The sequence below is a fragment of the Pedobacter sp. Bi27 genome (genome assembly GCF_918698255.1).
GTDB lineage: Bacteria > Bacteroidota > Bacteroidia > Sphingobacteriales > Sphingobacteriaceae > Pedobacter.
In genome coordinates this window covers 1118137-1135031 of the sequence record NZ_CAKKMW010000001.1, presented here as the reverse complement: position 1 = coordinate 1135031, position 16895 = coordinate 1118137, and the positions used below count along the sequence as shown (strand labels likewise).

Here is a 16895-nt window from a genome sequence, read left to right as displayed (position 1 = left end):
ACCATAAACAATCGATGAAGAAACAGCATAAAATTATCCTCGGGGTTTTAGCGTGCATGATGTTGGTAGCCATTGCGTTGATGTATAAACTGCATTGGTTTGGCGCAGGTATGAAACCTCAGCATGAAGCAACCCGCAACCCCGATCGTGTTGCTGAGGCTATATCCGATATACACCAAGTAACCCTTAACCCTAAAAAAGAAAGCCCGAAGGAAGCGGTGCAGATCGAATTTCCACTATACGGAAACACTATTGAAGATTTTGTGCCCGGATTGTATAAAATTGCAATGGATACCAAAGGCCTTTTAAATAATGACGAACTGGAAGATGTAGTTTTAGTGCTCCAGAATAAGACAGACAGTACAGATTTGCGCCCGACCTTAATTTTGTTGAAACAGCCGGAAGGTGGGTACCGTTTATACGCCAGCTCCCTGCTGGCCATTGGCGCTGCCTATATTAATGGCGATTACCAGCAATATGACAGCGAAGACATCAGCATAGATCAAAAAAGAAATTTAATTATATCAACTTACGGTAGCGGTCCGGTAGGTAACCGCGAAACCAGGTACCGCTTTATAGATAACGAACTTGTTTTTACTTATATGGAAACGTTTAATGCGGGTGCAGGACAGCAAACCAGGGCAACCTATGATGTTTTAAACCGAAAGGTAACTGTTGAAGATATTAATACCATGAAAGAGGATATGCCTGCTACAGTTAGCCATGGTACTTTGCCACAACATCCACTTTATTTTTTTAAAGAATTGGATCCGACAACGGTTTTCTCTGAATAAGCAACCAAATATTGCTCATCGTTTAACCAGACTGGAGATGATCAGATTTATTCCTTTGTGAGGTAGATATTCATCACGCCTCTTGCAGAAATTTGGTTAGTTCCATAAATAAGCGATTGTTTATCCGTTACCTCAGCACTAATCCGAATATACTGATCAGTCTGTGCTACAATGTTCCAGATGGTCTGTGCGGCAAAATTAGGATTGCTGAAAGTGAGGATACGGTTATCTGCATTTCGTCTCAAAATATAGTCTGAAAACTTTACCGATGTATGAACATCAGTAGAGAATTTTACCTGTTTATCATCGAATGTCCAGTACGATTTTACGGCATCTGCCACGATATGGCTAACTTTGATTCCAGAAGAGTTGTAAAGCTCGAGGTCATACCCACCTGTCGACCATTTGCCATTCAGGGTTTCATTCGTGGTATGATCGGTGTCTTTTTTGCAACCCGATATATTGATTATGATACATAACAGAAATAAAATGCGTTTCATGCCTGGCCTTTAGATGATTGAAGTTAAATAAACCAAAAGGAATTCGCAAATCGAATATACTTAGCCCGGCTATTTGTAGTTTGAGCTGAATTGGCACATTAAGTTATTTACCTCAGCTTGTAGCAAGTAAGGCTATATTTACGTTTATGCTTTAAATTAACACTAAGCATTGATGAAAAAAATCCTACCTATTTTGCTCGTATTATTTTGCATCGCCGGATGTAAAAAGGAGAAACAGGGAAATTATTCTGAAACCATAACAAAGGGCGAAAAATGGGGAATAAAGATCGGCAGTTCACATGCTGAAGTGTACAGCCAACTGCAAAAGGCAGGACCAAGCCTCGACTTTCAGCATGTGGCAATTTTCGGACACAAGCCTTACAGTTCGCCAGAAGGCCTGGGCCAACTTCTTCCTTATTATTATGCGCTCACTATTTATAACAATACCGGAACTTTAGACCGTGTAGTGCTGCTTTTTAGCGGAGATAAAGTGCAGCAGATTGCCACAGGCGGTGGCCTCAGCACACCAGTAAGCAAATGGCCAGAAAATGTAGCTGATGATACCGCAATAAAAGTTGATGACCCTGTTTCAGGTTTAACAGCAAAGCTGATCAAAATCCATCAGATACCAGCCTATGCAGCTTATGGATTTGTACTTTCCGATAAACCATTGAACAAACCGTACGATCCGGATATGAATAATCACGATGACTGGCAGTTTGGTTTTTCAGAATTTGTAAATGCAAGCATCAGCGGATCTTCAACAGTAACTCTTCATTTCAAGGCAGGTAAGCTGGAAAGTATAAGCCACGATTATCGCGAAGGCCAAATATTTAATTGATTCGAAAGTATCGTCATCTCGATCCCGAAGATTCGGGAAGAGATCTTTAAATTTGATTTCAATAACATGGTTCAAAGATCTCTCCTCCAAAGGAGTTCCTTTGGAACACTCCGCAGTGCTTCGGTCGAGATGACGATCATTCCATTGGAGTCTGTCAATGGTAGCTTGTTGAAAGGGCTTAAGGTGTTTCGATAAGCTCTCCTTCGGAGTCCTTTGGACAACATAACATCATGAGGTGAAATCGCCTTTATGATACAACTCGTTTTTTTGAATATAAACTATACCAGCGATGCATGTGCATCATTTATAAATTTAACATATCCATTAAATTAAAGGGTCGGAATCCTGATTGCGGGGATTGTGTTCCGGAAAACTATTCTTATCGAAATGATGGTGACGATAAAAGTTTGCACGATCAATCTCTACAATTTCATCTTCCATCCGTAACGCCGCCGGACTTCCAATTACGCTGCGGATCTGGTTCTCCAATTCAGGGGTAACCTCACCAATAATATATCTCGGCATTGCCCTGAACTGATCCTGGTGGATATCGGGTAAAATAACTTCTTTTTTATCTTCGCCTAAATTTGCGAGCCCGATGGGTATCAGCACAGCCTTTTCCTCCAAATCTTCGCCCATATCGACAAGCTCTACAATAACGTAGCGTATTGCATTTTGCTCGGGATCAAATAGGAGGTCGCGCACCTTTCCAACCGAATCGCCAGCTTCATTTCTTACCGGCCAACCTTTAATGTTTGCCTCGCCGTCTGTTAATTGATAACTACTTTTTGAGAGCTCTTCTAAATTGCTGTATACAATAGTTCCTGAATCCATAATTGCTTTTTTTAAAGGGACCATTAATAACGAGGCCCATTTTTACAACAAGTTTTTTAGAAGATGGTTTTTATGCTATGACGCTTGGGTACAAAAATTGGGCGGCTAAAATAAATACCATAAAGGGGGATAATTAATGGTAAATATTTGTGATCTAGTGTTTTGCGTTAGCATTAAAAGATTTGGAGAGTTACAAAAATATTAATCGAAATATTTTTTTTATCAGGCGGCGTCATGCTGTTTTAACGATTATTTTGTATAATCGTTAAAACAGCATCAGAAGTTAATGAAGAATATAGCTGAATTTAAAATGTCATTAAAAGAAGATAGGCCTGATCGTAACATGTCAGTTCAATTGTGCGCACTCTGGTATGATGCAAAAGGAGACTGGCATACGGCCCATAACCAGGTAGACCATTTAGGGGATGTTGCCTCTGCCCGTATCCACGCCTACCTTCACCGCAAAGAAGGTGATATTTGGAATGCCGATTATTGGTATGCAAAAGCCGGAGAGAAAAGGTCGCAATTAACATTAGACCAGGAGTGGGAAGAATTGGTACAGCGTTTTTTATCATGACGGGTATAAATCCCTATCATTTAGTTCCAGTAATAATTAATGGTATGCTGGAAGATTTGCCGCCAATCATATTTACCAAATCGCCCAGGTTTTGCAGCACATTCCATCGGTAAAGCCAGCCATTGTTTTCGTCGTAAGCTACAATGCCTGGTGTCAAAAAAATGGGTTACGGCTTAAGCTTAAGTGGTGTATAAACAAAAAAGAGCGATGAATAGATTTCATCGCTCTTCGAATGTTAAATTTTACTTATTATTTTGCTAATGAAGCAGTTTGTTCTGTACCGGTTACTGGTGAGCTCATTTGTGTTTTCAATGCTGCAAATCTATCTAGATTCAATTTTGGTGTGCTTCCCATTACTAAGATATGTTCTGCTGTAGCACCGCTTAATTTTAAATCTGCACGGCCTTCAATTACGGTATATAAACTTTCAGTATCTGAATCGATTTCTGCAACTGCATTTCCTTTTAAGAATAACTGAAGATATTTGGTATCCAATTTGCCCGCTGTTTTTACTACGGCATTTTCAGAAGCTTGTACTCTATAAATATTTTTTACATAAATTGTAATCTTAGCCGTATTTCTATCTGCTGAACTGATTTTTAATGCATGTCCGTCTTGGATCACTTTTACTTTACCAGTGTTATCATCATTGTAGCTCACACTTTCTTTTTCTCCTTGTATCAACGTAATTTCTACATTTCCGCTTACAATAACCTGGCTGATGTTTTTAGGTGCCGACATTTTGATTGGCTGTTTTTCGCCTGCCATTACACTTGTTGAGAAAATAGCAGAGGTTAAAACGATAGCTGCTAATACTGATTTTGTTAGGGTTTTGATTGAGGTTTTCATAATGCTGTTATTTATATTTCAAATTAATATTTTGTGATTGTTTTGTAGATAAGACGCCACCATGGCCGAAACGTTGCAGCAGAAAACCCTCAATTATACCAACACAGCTTAATTCTCGACGAACGGGTTTAAAAATCGGGCGAAAAAGAGTTCGTTTTAGGAATGAAAATGAGTCGCCGTCTCCGCTACACATTACTGCGGCTGGAGATGACGACGATTTCAGAATTTCTCAATGATAGAAGTTAGTATTTAGCCAAAAATAAAGTAGCTAGATGATGGGGTTTGGCGGTTCGTCATTCCCTCCAAGGGAGTTCCTTTGGAACGACTTGATTGGGAACCACGGAGTGTTCATGAATGCCTTTGAATAAAAGGAAAACTTATGAATAATCGTAATGCAAGCGCTTTAAGATTCCCGCCTGCGCGGGAAAGACGACTACTCTACTGGAGTCTGTCAATGGAAGACTGTTTTGAGAGTCAATTTTTTTTGTTGTCATCCAACACGATTTCCCGTAGGTATGAAGCGTCTAATATTTCGATTCTTTTTCCCTGGGCACTGATCTTTCCCGCATTTATGAACTCTGTGAAGATTTTAAAAAGCGTTTCGTAGGTGGTTCCTGAATAAGAAGCAATATCCTGACGGGATATATCGAGGTTTATTGCACCATTGTTATCAACGCCGAATTGAGATTGTAAGGAAAGAAGCGCATTAGAAACCCTGCCTTTTACCGACATATGCGCCAGATTGCGCATCCGTTCATGGGATTCCTGAAGCTCGGAAGCGAAAAAGTCCATTAGTTGATAAGTAAGGTCGGGATTTACCTTTAAGCTAGATCTAAAGAATTCCAGGTCGATAAAGCATACGGTTGCCTGTTCAAGTGCAGTTGCAGAAACGGGGTAGATGGGATTTTTTCCCAGACCAAGATGGCCGATAACATCTCCTGGCCTTGCAAATCTTATAATGAGTTCCTTTTCATTGTCCCACTTTTTATGAACTTTGATTGTTCCTGAAAAGACGAAAAATATACCGCCAACAGGTTCGGTTTCAGTGAACAACTGTTCGCCCTTTTTTAACTGAAAATTTTTCTTCTTCTGAGAAACAGCAGGTAGCCAATCTACCATTACACGGCTGCACAGATAGCAGCTTTTTACATCACACACATTGTTGCATTCTTTCATCGGATAGTCTTGCTTGGCGCAAAAATACAACTAATATTTAATTACCATGTTTTGTAGTTAAATATTGTTTATAATATATTAATTGTTTATTAATTTGCTTTTTTTAATTATATTGTATTGTTTAAAATATATATTATGTTTTATTTATTGTTTTTTATTTCTACTTTTGCTGCATTCTAAAAGGAAAATGAGGAGCACAAAAAATGTAATACCAATAGCGCCGGCGCTGGGTGTTTTCGGTAAATTTAAATTAGGAAGGAACAAAGAAAAAAGTTCGAAGAAGCGTCTTTTATTTATTTCTACGTTGTCGGTAGGAGTTGCTATAGGGATTTCCCTCATAGCAAAGGTTCTCGTGTCTCTGATCAATCTGGTAACAAACATTTCTTTCTATCAGCAGTTCGAATTTGGTTTCCGTAGCCCTGCAGATAATCATCTAGGTTTAGTGGTAATTGTTATTCCTATAATCGGCGGTGTTATCGTTGGACTGATGGCGCTTTATGGTTCCAAAGCGATCAGGGGGCATGGGATTCCGGAGGCAATGGAGCAGGTGTTAACCAATCAGAGCAGGATCAAACCTTCAATAGCAATTTTAAAACCCGTTTCTTCAGCGATTGCAATAGGTACCGGCGGTCCTTTTGGGGCAGAAGGACCCATTATTGCAACAGGCGGTGCACTGGGCTCAACCCTTGGGCAGCTATTCACCGTAAGCTCCAATGAACGCAAAATCATCCTTGCTGCAGGGGCAACAGCGGGGATGTCTGCGATATTCGGTACACCTTTGGCAGCGGTTTTTTTGGCCATTGAGCTTTTACTGTTTGAGTTTTCTCCCAAATCGATTATTCCAGTAGCACTGGCCTGTATTACTGGTGCTGCGGGGCATCATCTTCTTTTTGAGCAGGGGCCGGTTTTTCCGATGCCAACACTTTCGGCTCCCTCAAATGCAGCCCTTGGCATATATAGTCTCATCGGTATACTTGTCGGTTTTGCATCACTCGCGCTAACCAAGATTGTGTATTTTATTGAGGATGCTTTTGAGAAACTTCCAGTTCACTGGATGTGGTGGCCGGCAATGGGCGGACTAGCGGTTGGTATTGTCGGTTATTTCGCACCCCGCACCCTCGGAGTAGGATACGATAATATTATTTCGCTTTTAAGCGGACAACTTTCCATTTCGGTAATCCTTTCCTTATGCATCTTTAAATTTATATCCTGGGCCATTGCCCTGGGCAGTGGAACCTCGGGAGGAACATTGGCACCATTGATGACCATTGGCGGAGCCAGCGGTGCTACATTGGGATATCTATTGCATTCCTTTTTTCCGGGGCTGGATATCAGTATACCAATGTCGGCACTGGTAGGAATGTCTGCTATGTTTGCAGGAGCTTCGAGGGCCTATCTTACCAGTATCCTTTTTGCGCTCGAATCTACTCATCAGATTTATGGACTGCTTCCCCTTCTGGGTGCCTGCTCAGGAGCATATCTCATTTCTGTATTTTTTATGAAAAACACCATCATGACAGAAAAAATTGCGCGCAGGGGGGTACATACACCCGATAGTTACGAACCTGACCTATTGTTAAAACTACGGGTTTCAGAGGTAATGGACCGTGATCAGGTCTTTATCAGTCCTTACAATACCATTGCTGAGGTAAGAGAATATTTTGTGAAAAATCCTCCAGGGGAAAACCAGTATGCGGTTAAAGAGCCTAAGGGGGATTGCCTGGGAACGGTTTCTATGCTGGATCTTTTCTTGCCTTCACTAGATACGGCAAAAGAAATCACGGCAATTACCAAGCCGGTAAATGGCCGGGTTAGAACTAACGACTACTTAAAAAAGGTAGTGGAACTGATGTCTCAAAACGGGAACGATTTTCTGATGGTGTTTAGCAGTAAGGCTGAAAACGCTTTTGCAGGCCTGCTCAGCTATAAGGACGTGGTTAAGGCTTATCACGTAAATCACGAAAAGGAAAGTACGGTCGGCAGGAATCTCTCGCTGGACAGGCAAGCGAAAAAAATCATTGTTAGGGGCAAAAGGATAATGGCTGACAGAAGGCTTTAAACATATTTATTAAAAATCAATGTTATGAAAAATGCAAGTTATTGTATGATGATTGCTGGTATAATCGTGCTGGTTGTCGCTTTCTCTACCACCGGACATCTCAATTCGGTAAATCCCGTGGATTCTCACCCCTGGACCATTAATATCAATGGGATCCGTTCATTTGCCTGGCCAGAATTCTGTGGCGGGCTTCTGATTGCCCTGGGCGGAATTTTCAATATTGCCACATGGCACCAAAAGAAATACCGCATGGACTGATATTTCCGTATGGTATCATTAATATAAAACATGAAAGCGGTGAAAATCGATCAAAAGAAAATAAGTATCACGCATGGTATTAATCTTACATCCGGTCAACATGTGAACAAACCTCACAATGTAATGGAGGCAAGGCAAGTTGATGAGGCGATAGCGCGTTTAAAAGCTAAAGGATATACGCTTACGTTTAATCCCGAAGATTCCAGTGCCGCCTCATGGGGTGTATCCGGTCCCTGGCCATCAGATATCGAATTTGAAATAGATGAGGTAATTACCTGTGAAGGTCCTGATAAAACACGGCTTAAGGTTTTGGCAATAACCACAAAGCCTTTCGGTTTAAAAGGAATAAGGATATCATCTGCTGAAGAACAGAAATACTGGACGGTGGAAGAGGTAGTGGCGGGTTTCAAAAAAATAGTTAAGTCCATTTTGTTTTCCCTGTTTAAACGGCATTAGAATTTAATCGATAGTTTTTCAGAAACCAGCACATTGTTTTTGTAGTACTCGAAGAACCAGGTTCCATTCTTTTTTAAAACTACGCCGTTCCCGTTTCCATTGCTGGAAATGTAACAGTCCTCTACAGAGGTTTTGAGTAAGGTCATTACAATTTTAGGTGTTGCATCTATCAGTTGGAAGCCATTGCTTATAGGCTGGGCGTACAATAGCCCCTCTTGTTGTTCTGTTTTCGCGACGATTGGTTGACTAACCGGTACAGGCATTGTTTTAGCCGCTACGTTTGCCGGGGCAGGTGTTGGATTGGTAGCCGCGGTTGGACTGCCTGCTACATACTTAAAATCGTTAAAAGACGTAAATGCGTCTTTCAATGCCAAATTGTAAGAAGTCTCGTATTCTTTCTCTCTGCTTTTACCTGCCTTGCTTTTTATCACTATAGCACCCTTACAATCTTTAAGTAAAAGGGTAAGATTGGTAACGAACATACTATTGTTTTCCTGCACTTCTACTACCAGAGCCTTGCATCTATCTGTTGCAATTTCTTCTGGTATTTCGGAATTATCAAAATACACCGTAAAACCTTTCTCCTCAAAAAAAGCTTTTGTTAGCGTATTTAAACCATATTGATTAATCTGTTTGAGAAAACTAAATTTCTCGGGCACAATGATGTATTTGTAATTGGCGGTATTAGACTGTGCCTGTACAGAGAAAGAGATTGCTAAAAAGAGAATAAAAAGATATCTTTTCATAACGGTTAATGGAGCCTGGATAAGATTCCGCCTCAATTTATAGAATGAAACGGAGAAAATCAAATTCATAGGCAATAAACCGTAAGCTTATTGGGTTATGTAGATCGTGGAAAAGTATATATTTTAATAAATGCCTCCTAGATCAGGTGCTGGCTGATGCAAAGAGCCGGCACCTGATCTTATCGCTCAATTGGAGAACGTAACGGTCAGTTTTATAGAATGACCCTGAAGGACCTAAAAAGAAATGCATTCGAAGCTAGATCACAGATCCTAAAAGTGTGATTTGGTGTACTTCAGTAACAGATTGCAAAAGAAAGGGAAGAGCAATGCTTGTAGGGCTTACTAGGTCAATTAACTGATTGAGTTTAATGCCGTTAAATGCGTATATTTAAATTGATAAACTCTTCTGCTTCAAATTATCATTAACCATGTTTTCCGTTTTTCGGGCAAGGCCAGATCAAGGCACCATTATTCACTTCTAGAATTAAAATTGTATGGATCCAGATATTCCTCAATTTGACCCGGTCGAGTATAAAAAAATGACCCGTCGGCAATGGCAGGCAACAGCGGAAGCCTGGTACCGCTGGAGTCCCACCTTGAATAAGTGGTTGGGCAACACGACTGAAAAGATGCTAGCGCTGGCAGGCATTACCAACGGACAACATATACTTGATATTGCTGCCGGGGCAGGAGAACAATCCATCATGGCAGCTAACAAGGTAGGTGTTAGCGGGTATGTTTTAGCTACTGATATTTCTTCCAATATTCTAGCGTTTGCTAAGCAGATGGCTCAGCAGGCCGGAATAAATAACATAGAGACAAAAGTAATGGATGGTGAAAACCTCACGCTTGAAGATGGAACATTTGATGCTGTGATTTCCAGGGTCGGACTTATTTATTTTCCGGATCAGCAAAAAGCGCTGAAAGAAATGTTGCGGGTGTTAAAGCCTGGCGGGAGAATGGCAGCTATTGTTTACTCTACTCCCGAAAGAAATAAATTCTTTTCGATTCCTGTATCCATAATCCGCAACCGTGCCAAGCTACCACCGCCGTTGCCTGGCCAGCCCGGCCCTTTTAGTTTAGGCACAGAAGGTGTTATTGAAAAAGCATTTTCACAAGCTGGGTTCAAAAACATAAAATCAGAACTTGTTGAGGCTCCTTTGCTGTTTGAGTCTGCAAAAGAGTGTTTGCGGTTCGAAAAAGAATCGTTTGGTGCCTTGCATCAGATGATGAGTGGTTTGTCAGAACAAGAGAAAGAAGCTGTTTGGGAAGAAATTGAAATTGCACTTCAGGAATTTCAAACAGAAGATGGTTTTTTGGGTCCTTGTGAAATGCTCGTAGCTGTTGGAGAAAAACGCGTCCATATGGGATAAATAATAATTGCTGACTTTTCAGCAAGTGCAAAAATTGTAAACATTTTTCAGTACCGGGCAAAATGACAAGTAAGTCCGTAGTGAAACGGTGTGCTATCAACTGATGTCATCGGCCTCTCCAGCTATTATTTCTAAGCAATCGATTGTTTTTTTAGAAAAAATATTTAATTTACCGTATTAAATAACTAATGTACAGTGAAAAACTAATTGCGACTAATACTTTTGTGCAGGTACTGACCAGGATCTTACAAGTAAAAAGCAAAGGGCTGGTAGCAAGTGCATCGGAACAACCGCAGATAACCAAATTTTAAACCAAATATAAACGTAAACATATGCTTAACATTCAAAATACCAAACTATTCTGGGCAAGCTGCCTGGCGTTATTGGTTACCTCTCTTTCCTTCGGCATCCGTGCCGGTATCATGAACCAGCTCGGCATCGATTTTCAATTGACAACCGGTCAGTTGGGAACCATTACTGCTGCTGCCTTCTGGGGATTTCCGCTGGCAATTGTAGTCGGAGGATTTGTGGTCGATATGATCGGCATGAAACGTTTGCTGGTGATGGCTTTTATCTTTCACCTGGCCGGAATTGTACTGACCATTTTTGCTCAGGGCTACTGGAGCCTGTTTTTATCAACGCTATTGATCGGCATTGCCAATGGCACGGTGGAGGCCGCGTGTAATCCCCTTGTAGCCGCTTTATATCCGGAAAATAAAACTACCCGCTTAAATCATTTTCACCTATGGTTTCCTGGAGGTATTGTGATCGGCACCTTGCTGGTTACCTTGTTTGTTCAACTCGGACTGGGCTGGAAGGTACAGGTGGCCATGATGATTATTCCGACTTTAATTTACGGATACCTGTTTTCAAAGCTGGATTTTCCGGTTACCGAAAGGGTATCATCCGGTTACTCCAGCTCAGATATGTATAAAGCAGTACTTTCTCCATTGTTTATCTTTATGTTTATCTGTATGTTCGGTACGGCCATTACTGAGTTATTTACCGGGCAATGGATAGGTTTATTACTGAAAAATGTAACCGATAATGCCATTTTATTGCTCACGCTGACTACCGGAATTATGGTAATTGGCCGGGGTTTTGCCGAACCTGTGGTTCACCGTCTTGCCCCTCAGGGCGTATTGCTCTTATCAGCAATATTTGCCGCATTGGGACTTTACATGCTGGGTACATTTACCGGGAATTCTATTTTTTTCGCAGCAATTATCTTTGGTATAGGCGTTTGTTATTTCTGGCCGACTATGATCGGTTTTGTCGCTGAGAATGTTCCTAAATCCGGAGCATTAGGTCTAAACCTGATGGGAGGTGCAGGAATGTTTGCTGTTTCTATTTATACGATGTTTATGGGTGGTTTTTATGATAACCTGATCGTTAAACATTTACCTGCTGGTGCCTCGTTAGGTGATTATTTAAAAGCTCCGGAAAATTCGGCACCAGCGCAGGCGCTTGCCAATGCCAAAAACCTGGCGGGTCCTGAAATTCTGCAGGCTACACTGATTATCCCTATCATATTGATTGTGGCTTTCGGCGGATTGGTTATATACTTGCGTTCACGAAAAAAGAGCAGGTCTGTAGCTTTGTAACTAAAAGTTGATGACTTTATAGATTATCCGGCCTGATGCATTAGAAGAACAATATCTGCAAGTTTATGATGTTAAATCCATCATAACTTGTAGATATTTAGGGCTTACCTTTTGATCACTGCATTGCGTTTCAATAAATTAATTATAACAAAGAACTGCCTGGAGGGAGCTCGTGTGGGGCTTTGCCTACCTCAAATATCCTGGTATATTCACTTCCCTGTGTAGTGATTTCATCGCCTAGTATCCTAATCCAATTGCCTTCGCGCAGCCCTACTACCTTTATGTTATTCTGCGTTAGAAATTCCATGATCCTGGCTTCCCTTGTTTCTCCATTATGTTTTAACTCCGGATTTGGGTCGAGGTAATGTGGATTAAGGTTGAAAGGAACCAGTTGCATGCAATCAAAAGAGGGCGGATACACAATAGGCATATCATTAGTGGTTTTCATATTCATGCCGGCGATATTGCTTCCGGCGCTACAGCCCAAATAAGCTTTACCCAATTTGATGTTTTCACTTAGATGTTTCATCAGTCCCAGCTCATGAAGTGTTTTTACCAGCAGAAAAGTATTGCCTCCACCGGTAAAAAAACCTTTGGCAGTATGGATCGCCTCAATGGGGTTATTAAATTCGTGCAGGCCTTTAACGCTGATATTTAGCTGTGCGAAAAAATCGCGGGCTTTGGCCGTATATTCTTCATGCGAAATGCCTCCCGGCCTTGCAAAAGGGATAAATATAATTTCATCTATCCCGGCAAAGAGCGTAATGAGCTCATCTTTTAAGTATTCCAGATAATTACCGCCAAACAGCGTCGAAGTAGAGGCCAGGATAACATTCATTTTATTTTGCTTTCGGCAATTATACCGTTTTTCATTGAAATAATTGTTGTGTAGAGCCAGTAGCAAGATCGCCCATTTTCTAGTTAATCCTTTTTTATGCTTTTCAGATAAAAACTAAGGCTGGGCGTTAGACACCCTGGTTGCAGAAAGATATTTTCTTCGCTCGCCTATCCACTCTTTTAACTTTGGGATAATAAACAGGATTGCAAAAGCCAATATGGAAATAATGGCCTGTAAATAGAGGTTTATCTTGGTCACCGAATGAATATCTGCATCACCCATTACTACGTACAGGCGGTAAAAGCTTCTTATAATGATAAGTATCAATAAGTATTTGCTCCATCCGAACCTGCGCCTGATCAGGATAAAAAGCAGGTAGCGCGTGATGAGTATTGATATAAAAATAACCAACTCCTGCGTACTCTCATAATTGTAAAAAAACAGATTTACAATCCCGATTAAAAAAGTAATTAAAATAAGGTTAGAAGATAAGGAGTACTTATTCTTCATTAATTTAAAATTTACCAACTTAAATAGGTTTAAGACGACACACAATACAAATGTCCTGATATTTTTTTAAATAAGATAATTTTGATTGTTAAAGAAACCTTAACTATTGATATTTGTCAATAAATAGTTGAATAGCTATTCAAAAAAAGCGGATTGCCAAACAGCAATCCGCTTTATATTTTAGTCTGAATTTTGTATTATTCTTTTATTAAACGGTCTTTAACCTTTACCGCTGGGTTGCCTTGGTAAATGCTGTAAGGCATTAAGTTTTTGTTCGCCACACTTCCCATTGTTAAAACCGCATGACTATGTAGCGTTACACCAGGGCCAACTGTAGCTGCAGCACCAATCCAGGCTCCATCTTCCAGCACTATGGGGCCAGTCATTAAGTCAAAATTTGTGCGGCTATAATTGTGATTTCCGGTAATGAGAACAGCCTGTTGCGAAATACAGCAGTTTTTTCCAATTTTTACCTGATCCAAATTGTCTATATAACAATCAGCAAGCCAGCTATAATCGCCAATTTCCAGTTTCCATGGATATTTTACGTGAATGCCCGGTTTTATGCGTACTTCTATGCCAATCCTGCTACCAAATAACCGTAACAAAGCAACCAGTACCGAACTAACTGGCATTAAACGGCTCTTAAAAAAGATGACATCGGTAAAGTACCACAAAATCTGCTTGAAGATGGGAGCACCAACCTTAAAATCGCCAGTATCAAAATTCTTGTGTAACTGTGTTTTTAGGAAAATTTCCTCTTTATCTGTTGTTGGCAATGGTTTGATTTTTAACTAATTTATTGCTTCTTTTGATCCAAAAATATAACATTGCAAAAATGCAGATGTACACAATGATATTAAAAATTTCGTGGTGATAGGTAAAATTGTTCCGTTGAGATTTAAAGAATCCCAATAAGATACCCAAACCTGCAATACGCAATACATTCAGAAGGTAGATGGCAATAAAACCGATCACCAGCATTTTAAAAGTCGATTTCCATGGCGCAGGGAATGCCAGTACAAAAGCGGCCAAAAAACTCATTACACCAAGGCCGAGGCATGAATAATTCACACGCAGATAAGGCCCGGCTACTACCATAACGTCCATTTCATTATGAATGGCATAAAAGCCAAAAGCCTTAATAATCCATACCGCAGGTACAATTAATGCTGTTTTTAAACCTTGAATATAGTCAAAGTGATCAGCAATATAGGCATTATAAAATCTGGAACCAGGTGTCATCACACTATTCATAAACAGATTACCCTGGCTAAACAGGATGTATAATATAAGTAGGGCAACCACAAATTTGATGGCCTTTTTATTCGCTTCTTTTTTTGCTTCTTCTGGGGTCATATGTTATCGGCATTATAAATTTAACTTCTGTTTTTTTGCATTACTTTAATTTTTTTATCTACCAGTTTTCTAAACCAGAAACCTTGAAGATAATGGAATTTAATTCCCGTAGGCCCTTCAAATATACCGAGTTTAAAAAACATCCGATAGCCAAAGTAAAGATAGGGGCGAAAGCCTAACGGGAGTTTCCACCATAATTGCTTTAACCATGCACGTTTTTCATCGGGGTTACCCAATAAATCAGGCTTCAGGCTTTGTAATCTAAGCTTTTGCATTCTTTCTATCTCTTCCTGTGCAACCAGATCACTATAGCGTTCATGTTTGGCTTTCCAAAAAGCAATATCATTCTCTTTTAGGTTTTCTTCCAATATCCAGCCTTTCTTCCATATTAAGGTTTTTCCGGGCACTATAAACCGATGGTCCATATTCTCATTCAGATCAGAGAAACCTACACCCGTTCTAAACATCTTTAAAAGATAAAAAGGATAGTAGGTGCCAAATCTGATCCAGTTTCCTTGAAAAAAGTTTTTACGGTTGAAATAAATGCCATTAATACCCTTGTAGTCTTCGTCTTTAAAGTCAGTCAGCATTTGCTGTAACTCAGGCGTAACAATTTGATCAGCATCAAGGCCAATTGTCCAGGGTGTTTCTACCTTAAAGTGTTTTAAGGCAAAATCCCATTGTTTCGGATGGTTTATAAAAGGATTTTGTTTCACGTCAGCACCATAGCGTTTGGCAATTTTCAAGGTTTCGTCGGTACTTCCGCTATCCAAAATAAATGTGCTGGCATTAAGCTTCTTAATAGATTCTAACAACCTGGGTAAATGAATTTCTTCATTAAAGGTTAATATGATAAAACTAAAATTTTGATTCATTTAAGTTATTATGGGCAGCTAGAATTTCTTTGTAAAATTCAACATATTGTTTAGCCAAAATGTCATCATTAAAATCAGTATTGATTTGCGATGGAGCAGTAGCCCTGATTTTTTTTCTTTTTTCAATATCCTGATAAGCTGCAACGATGCCAGCCTTTATCTGTTCAACTTTCAACCCGGTAATCCACCCCAGGTTCTTATCAGCCACATAATCAGCAAGACCAACAAACTTACTGATCAATACAGGTGTACCTATGCTTAAGCTTTCAACCACTATGTTAGCGAAATTTTCATTGTAAGAAGTAAGCACAGCTACATCATGCTCGGCCATTAGGTTAAACTTCTCTTCATTATTTACCTGTCCAAGCCAATTCATTCGCTGGCTAAATTTTAGCTTTTCAGCTTTGTCTTTTAAACTTTGTACATATTCTTCCTTCCCTGTACCGCCGATGGTTAACTGCCAGCGGATATCGACAAGTGCCAAAGCTTCAAAAAGCAATTCAAGTCCTTTCTTTTCTTCAATGCGGGAAAGAAATATCATCTTAAAAACAGGTAATTTCTCATCTTTAACGACTGATGTACGATACTCACTAGCTACCACTCCAGCGCCTAAACTAACCAGATTGGAAATTACCCTGATGCTTTTGGGCTGTACAATTGCTAATATATCGCTTTTTTCTTGTTCGCTGGTTGCGTGAATATGGCAGTATTTTAATAGCTGTTTACCCATTAATTTGTGAATGAATCTCTTTGATAATGAATTCCGGTTACCAAATGAATAAGAGGTAAGCATTCCCCGTGGAGACAAAACAACAGGTATTTTATACCATTTGGCTACTAAACAGCTTAATACCGAAACTAAATTCCACCAGGCATGGATATGGATAACTAGTTTGTTTTCCTTGTCACCTGTCTTGTCATCCTGAATGCAATGAAGGATCTCTTTGCGTAAATTCAACAACAAACCAAGCGAAAAATGACTATGATCTTTTGTCAATCGCTTAAAATAAGTGACCGGCACGGCATCAACTAAAACAGGTACACCAGTTATAACATCTAACTCATTTTTGCCATTTGCTGTAGTAGTCAATACCTCCAGTTTATGTACAGTGGCATTATTAGCGTCAACCGCCAACCGCTTATCAACTGACAGGACTTCGCACAACTTTCCTACACTTTGTATAGGCCCACCATAAATATAGGCAGGTTTGTAAGATGCAGTAATGTGAATGATTTTCAAAGGTTA

19 protein-coding genes are annotated in these 16895 nt (G+C 40.0%); 8 read left to right on the top strand and 11 right to left on the bottom strand.

Annotated features, from left to right (window positions below; genetic code table 11):
• The first annotated feature begins 14 nt into the window (after positions 1 to 14).
• On the top strand, positions 15 to 794 hold the full coding sequence (locus LQ227_RS04590) for a hypothetical protein (protein ID WP_230148433.1): 780 nt from the start codon (positions 15 to 17) through the stop codon (positions 792 to 794).
• A 47-nt stretch (positions 795 to 841) separates the two neighbouring features.
• On the opposite strand, the gene LQ227_RS04585 is transcribed toward LQ227_RS04590, so the two are convergent.
• A complete protein-coding gene (locus tag LQ227_RS04585; RefSeq protein ID WP_230145559.1) occupies positions 842 to 1294 on the bottom strand; it encodes a hypothetical protein in 453 nt (150 codons plus the stop codon).
• Positions 1295 to 1466: 172 nt separating this feature from the next.
• On the opposite strand from LQ227_RS04585, the gene LQ227_RS04580 reads away from it, so the two are divergent.
• Complete coding sequence (locus tag LQ227_RS04580) at positions 1467 to 2135, top strand: hypothetical protein (RefSeq protein WP_230145558.1); 669 nt, start codon at positions 1467 to 1469, stop codon at positions 2133 to 2135.
• A 324-nt stretch (positions 2136 to 2459) separates the two neighbouring features.
• Here the strand turns inward: LQ227_RS04580 and LQ227_RS04575 are convergent, their stop codons facing one another.
• Positions 2460 to 2969, bottom strand: coding sequence for a PRC-barrel domain-containing protein (locus LQ227_RS04575; protein ID WP_230148431.1), 510 nt, complete (start codon positions 2967 to 2969; stop codon positions 2460 to 2462).
• 286 nt (positions 2970 to 3255) lie between these two features.
• Between LQ227_RS04575 and LQ227_RS04570 the strand changes: the two genes are divergently transcribed.
• Positions 3256 to 3546 (top strand): hypothetical protein, encoded by a 291-nt coding sequence (locus LQ227_RS04570; protein WP_230145556.1) that lies wholly within the window; start codon positions 3256 to 3258, stop codon positions 3544 to 3546.
• A gap of 249 nt (positions 3547 to 3795) precedes the next feature.
• On the opposite strand, the gene LQ227_RS04565 is transcribed toward LQ227_RS04570, so the two are convergent.
• Together LQ227_RS04565 and LQ227_RS04560 are read right to left on the bottom strand one after the other, a co-directional pair.
• Positions 3796 to 4395, bottom strand: coding sequence for a GIN domain-containing protein (locus tag LQ227_RS04565; RefSeq protein WP_230145554.1), 600 nt, complete (start codon positions 4393 to 4395; stop codon positions 3796 to 3798).
• A 474-nt stretch (positions 4396 to 4869) separates the two neighbouring features.
• Positions 4870 to 5601: a Crp/Fnr family transcriptional regulator gene (locus LQ227_RS04560; RefSeq protein WP_230145553.1), complete on the bottom strand. Its 732-nt coding sequence runs from the start codon at positions 5599 to 5601 to the stop codon at positions 4870 to 4872.
• Positions 5602 to 5758: 157 nt separating this feature from the next.
• Between LQ227_RS04560 and LQ227_RS04555 the strand changes: the two genes are divergently transcribed.
• The 3 genes from LQ227_RS04555 to LQ227_RS04545 are packed head-to-tail and all read left to right on the top strand — an operon-like array spanning position 5759 to position 8344.
• Positions 5759 to 7630 (top strand): chloride channel protein, encoded by a 1872-nt coding sequence (locus tag LQ227_RS04555; RefSeq protein ID WP_230148430.1) that lies wholly within the window; start codon positions 5759 to 5761, stop codon positions 7628 to 7630.
• Positions 7631 to 7654: 24 nt separating this feature from the next.
• On the top strand, positions 7655 to 7888 hold the full coding sequence (locus tag LQ227_RS04550) for a hypothetical protein (RefSeq protein ID WP_230145551.1): 234 nt from the start codon (positions 7655 to 7657) through the stop codon (positions 7886 to 7888).
• 30 nt (positions 7889 to 7918) lie between these two features.
• On the top strand, positions 7919 to 8344 hold the full coding sequence (locus LQ227_RS04545; protein ID WP_230148429.1) for a hypothetical protein: 426 nt from the start codon (positions 7919 to 7921) through the stop codon (positions 8342 to 8344).
• Here the strand turns inward: LQ227_RS04545 and LQ227_RS04540 are convergent.
• Positions 8341 to 9090, bottom strand: a complete 750-nt coding sequence (locus LQ227_RS04540) for a hypothetical protein (RefSeq protein WP_230145549.1) — start codon at positions 9088 to 9090, stop codon at positions 8341 to 8343. The two genes, LQ227_RS04545 and LQ227_RS04540, sit on opposite strands and share 4 nt — an antisense overlap.
• Positions 9091 to 9584: 494 nt before the next feature.
• Between LQ227_RS04540 and LQ227_RS04535 the strand changes: the two genes are divergently transcribed.
• Positions 9585 to 10463, top strand: coding sequence for a class I SAM-dependent methyltransferase (locus LQ227_RS04535; RefSeq protein WP_230148428.1), 879 nt, complete (start codon positions 9585 to 9587; stop codon positions 10461 to 10463).
• A gap of 332 nt (positions 10464 to 10795) precedes the next feature.
• A complete protein-coding gene (locus LQ227_RS04530; RefSeq protein WP_230145547.1) occupies positions 10796 to 12067 on the top strand; it encodes a sugar MFS transporter in 1272 nt (423 codons plus the stop codon).
• 142 nt (positions 12068 to 12209) lie between these two features.
• Here LQ227_RS04530 and pepE read toward each other — a convergent pair whose 3' ends face one another.
• The 6 genes from pepE to LQ227_RS04500 form a co-directional block, all read right to left on the bottom strand.
• Positions 12210 to 12905: a dipeptidase PepE gene (gene pepE / locus LQ227_RS04525; protein ID WP_230148427.1), complete on the bottom strand. Its 696-nt coding sequence runs from the start codon at positions 12903 to 12905 to the stop codon at positions 12210 to 12212.
• 114 nt (positions 12906 to 13019) lie between these two features.
• Positions 13020 to 13415, bottom strand: a complete 396-nt coding sequence (locus LQ227_RS04520; protein WP_230145545.1) for a hypothetical protein — start codon at positions 13413 to 13415, stop codon at positions 13020 to 13022.
• A gap of 197 nt (positions 13416 to 13612) precedes the next feature.
• Positions 13613 to 14194 carry a WcaF family extracellular polysaccharide biosynthesis acetyltransferase gene (locus LQ227_RS04515; protein WP_230145544.1) on the bottom strand — a complete coding sequence of 194 codons (582 nt, stop codon included), beginning with the start codon at positions 14192 to 14194 and terminating at the stop codon, positions 13613 to 13615.
• Positions 14178 to 14774, bottom strand: a complete 597-nt coding sequence (gene xrtY, locus LQ227_RS04510; protein WP_230148426.1) for an exosortase Y — start codon at positions 14772 to 14774, stop codon at positions 14178 to 14180. Before xrtY ends, LQ227_RS04515 begins: the two co-directional genes overlap by 17 nt.
• Before the next feature lie 20 nt (positions 14775 to 14794).
• Entirely contained in the window at positions 14795 to 15649 is an 855-nt protein-coding gene (locus tag LQ227_RS04505; RefSeq protein WP_230148424.1) for a glycosyltransferase family 2 protein, read from the bottom strand.
• Complete coding sequence (locus LQ227_RS04500; RefSeq protein ID WP_230148422.1) at positions 15633 to 16889, bottom strand: XrtY-associated glycosyltransferase XYAG1; 1257 nt, start codon at positions 16887 to 16889, stop codon at positions 15633 to 15635. The genes LQ227_RS04505 and LQ227_RS04500 overlap by 17 nt, the downstream gene beginning before the upstream one ends.
• Between the last annotated feature and the right edge of the window lie 6 nt (positions 16890 to 16895).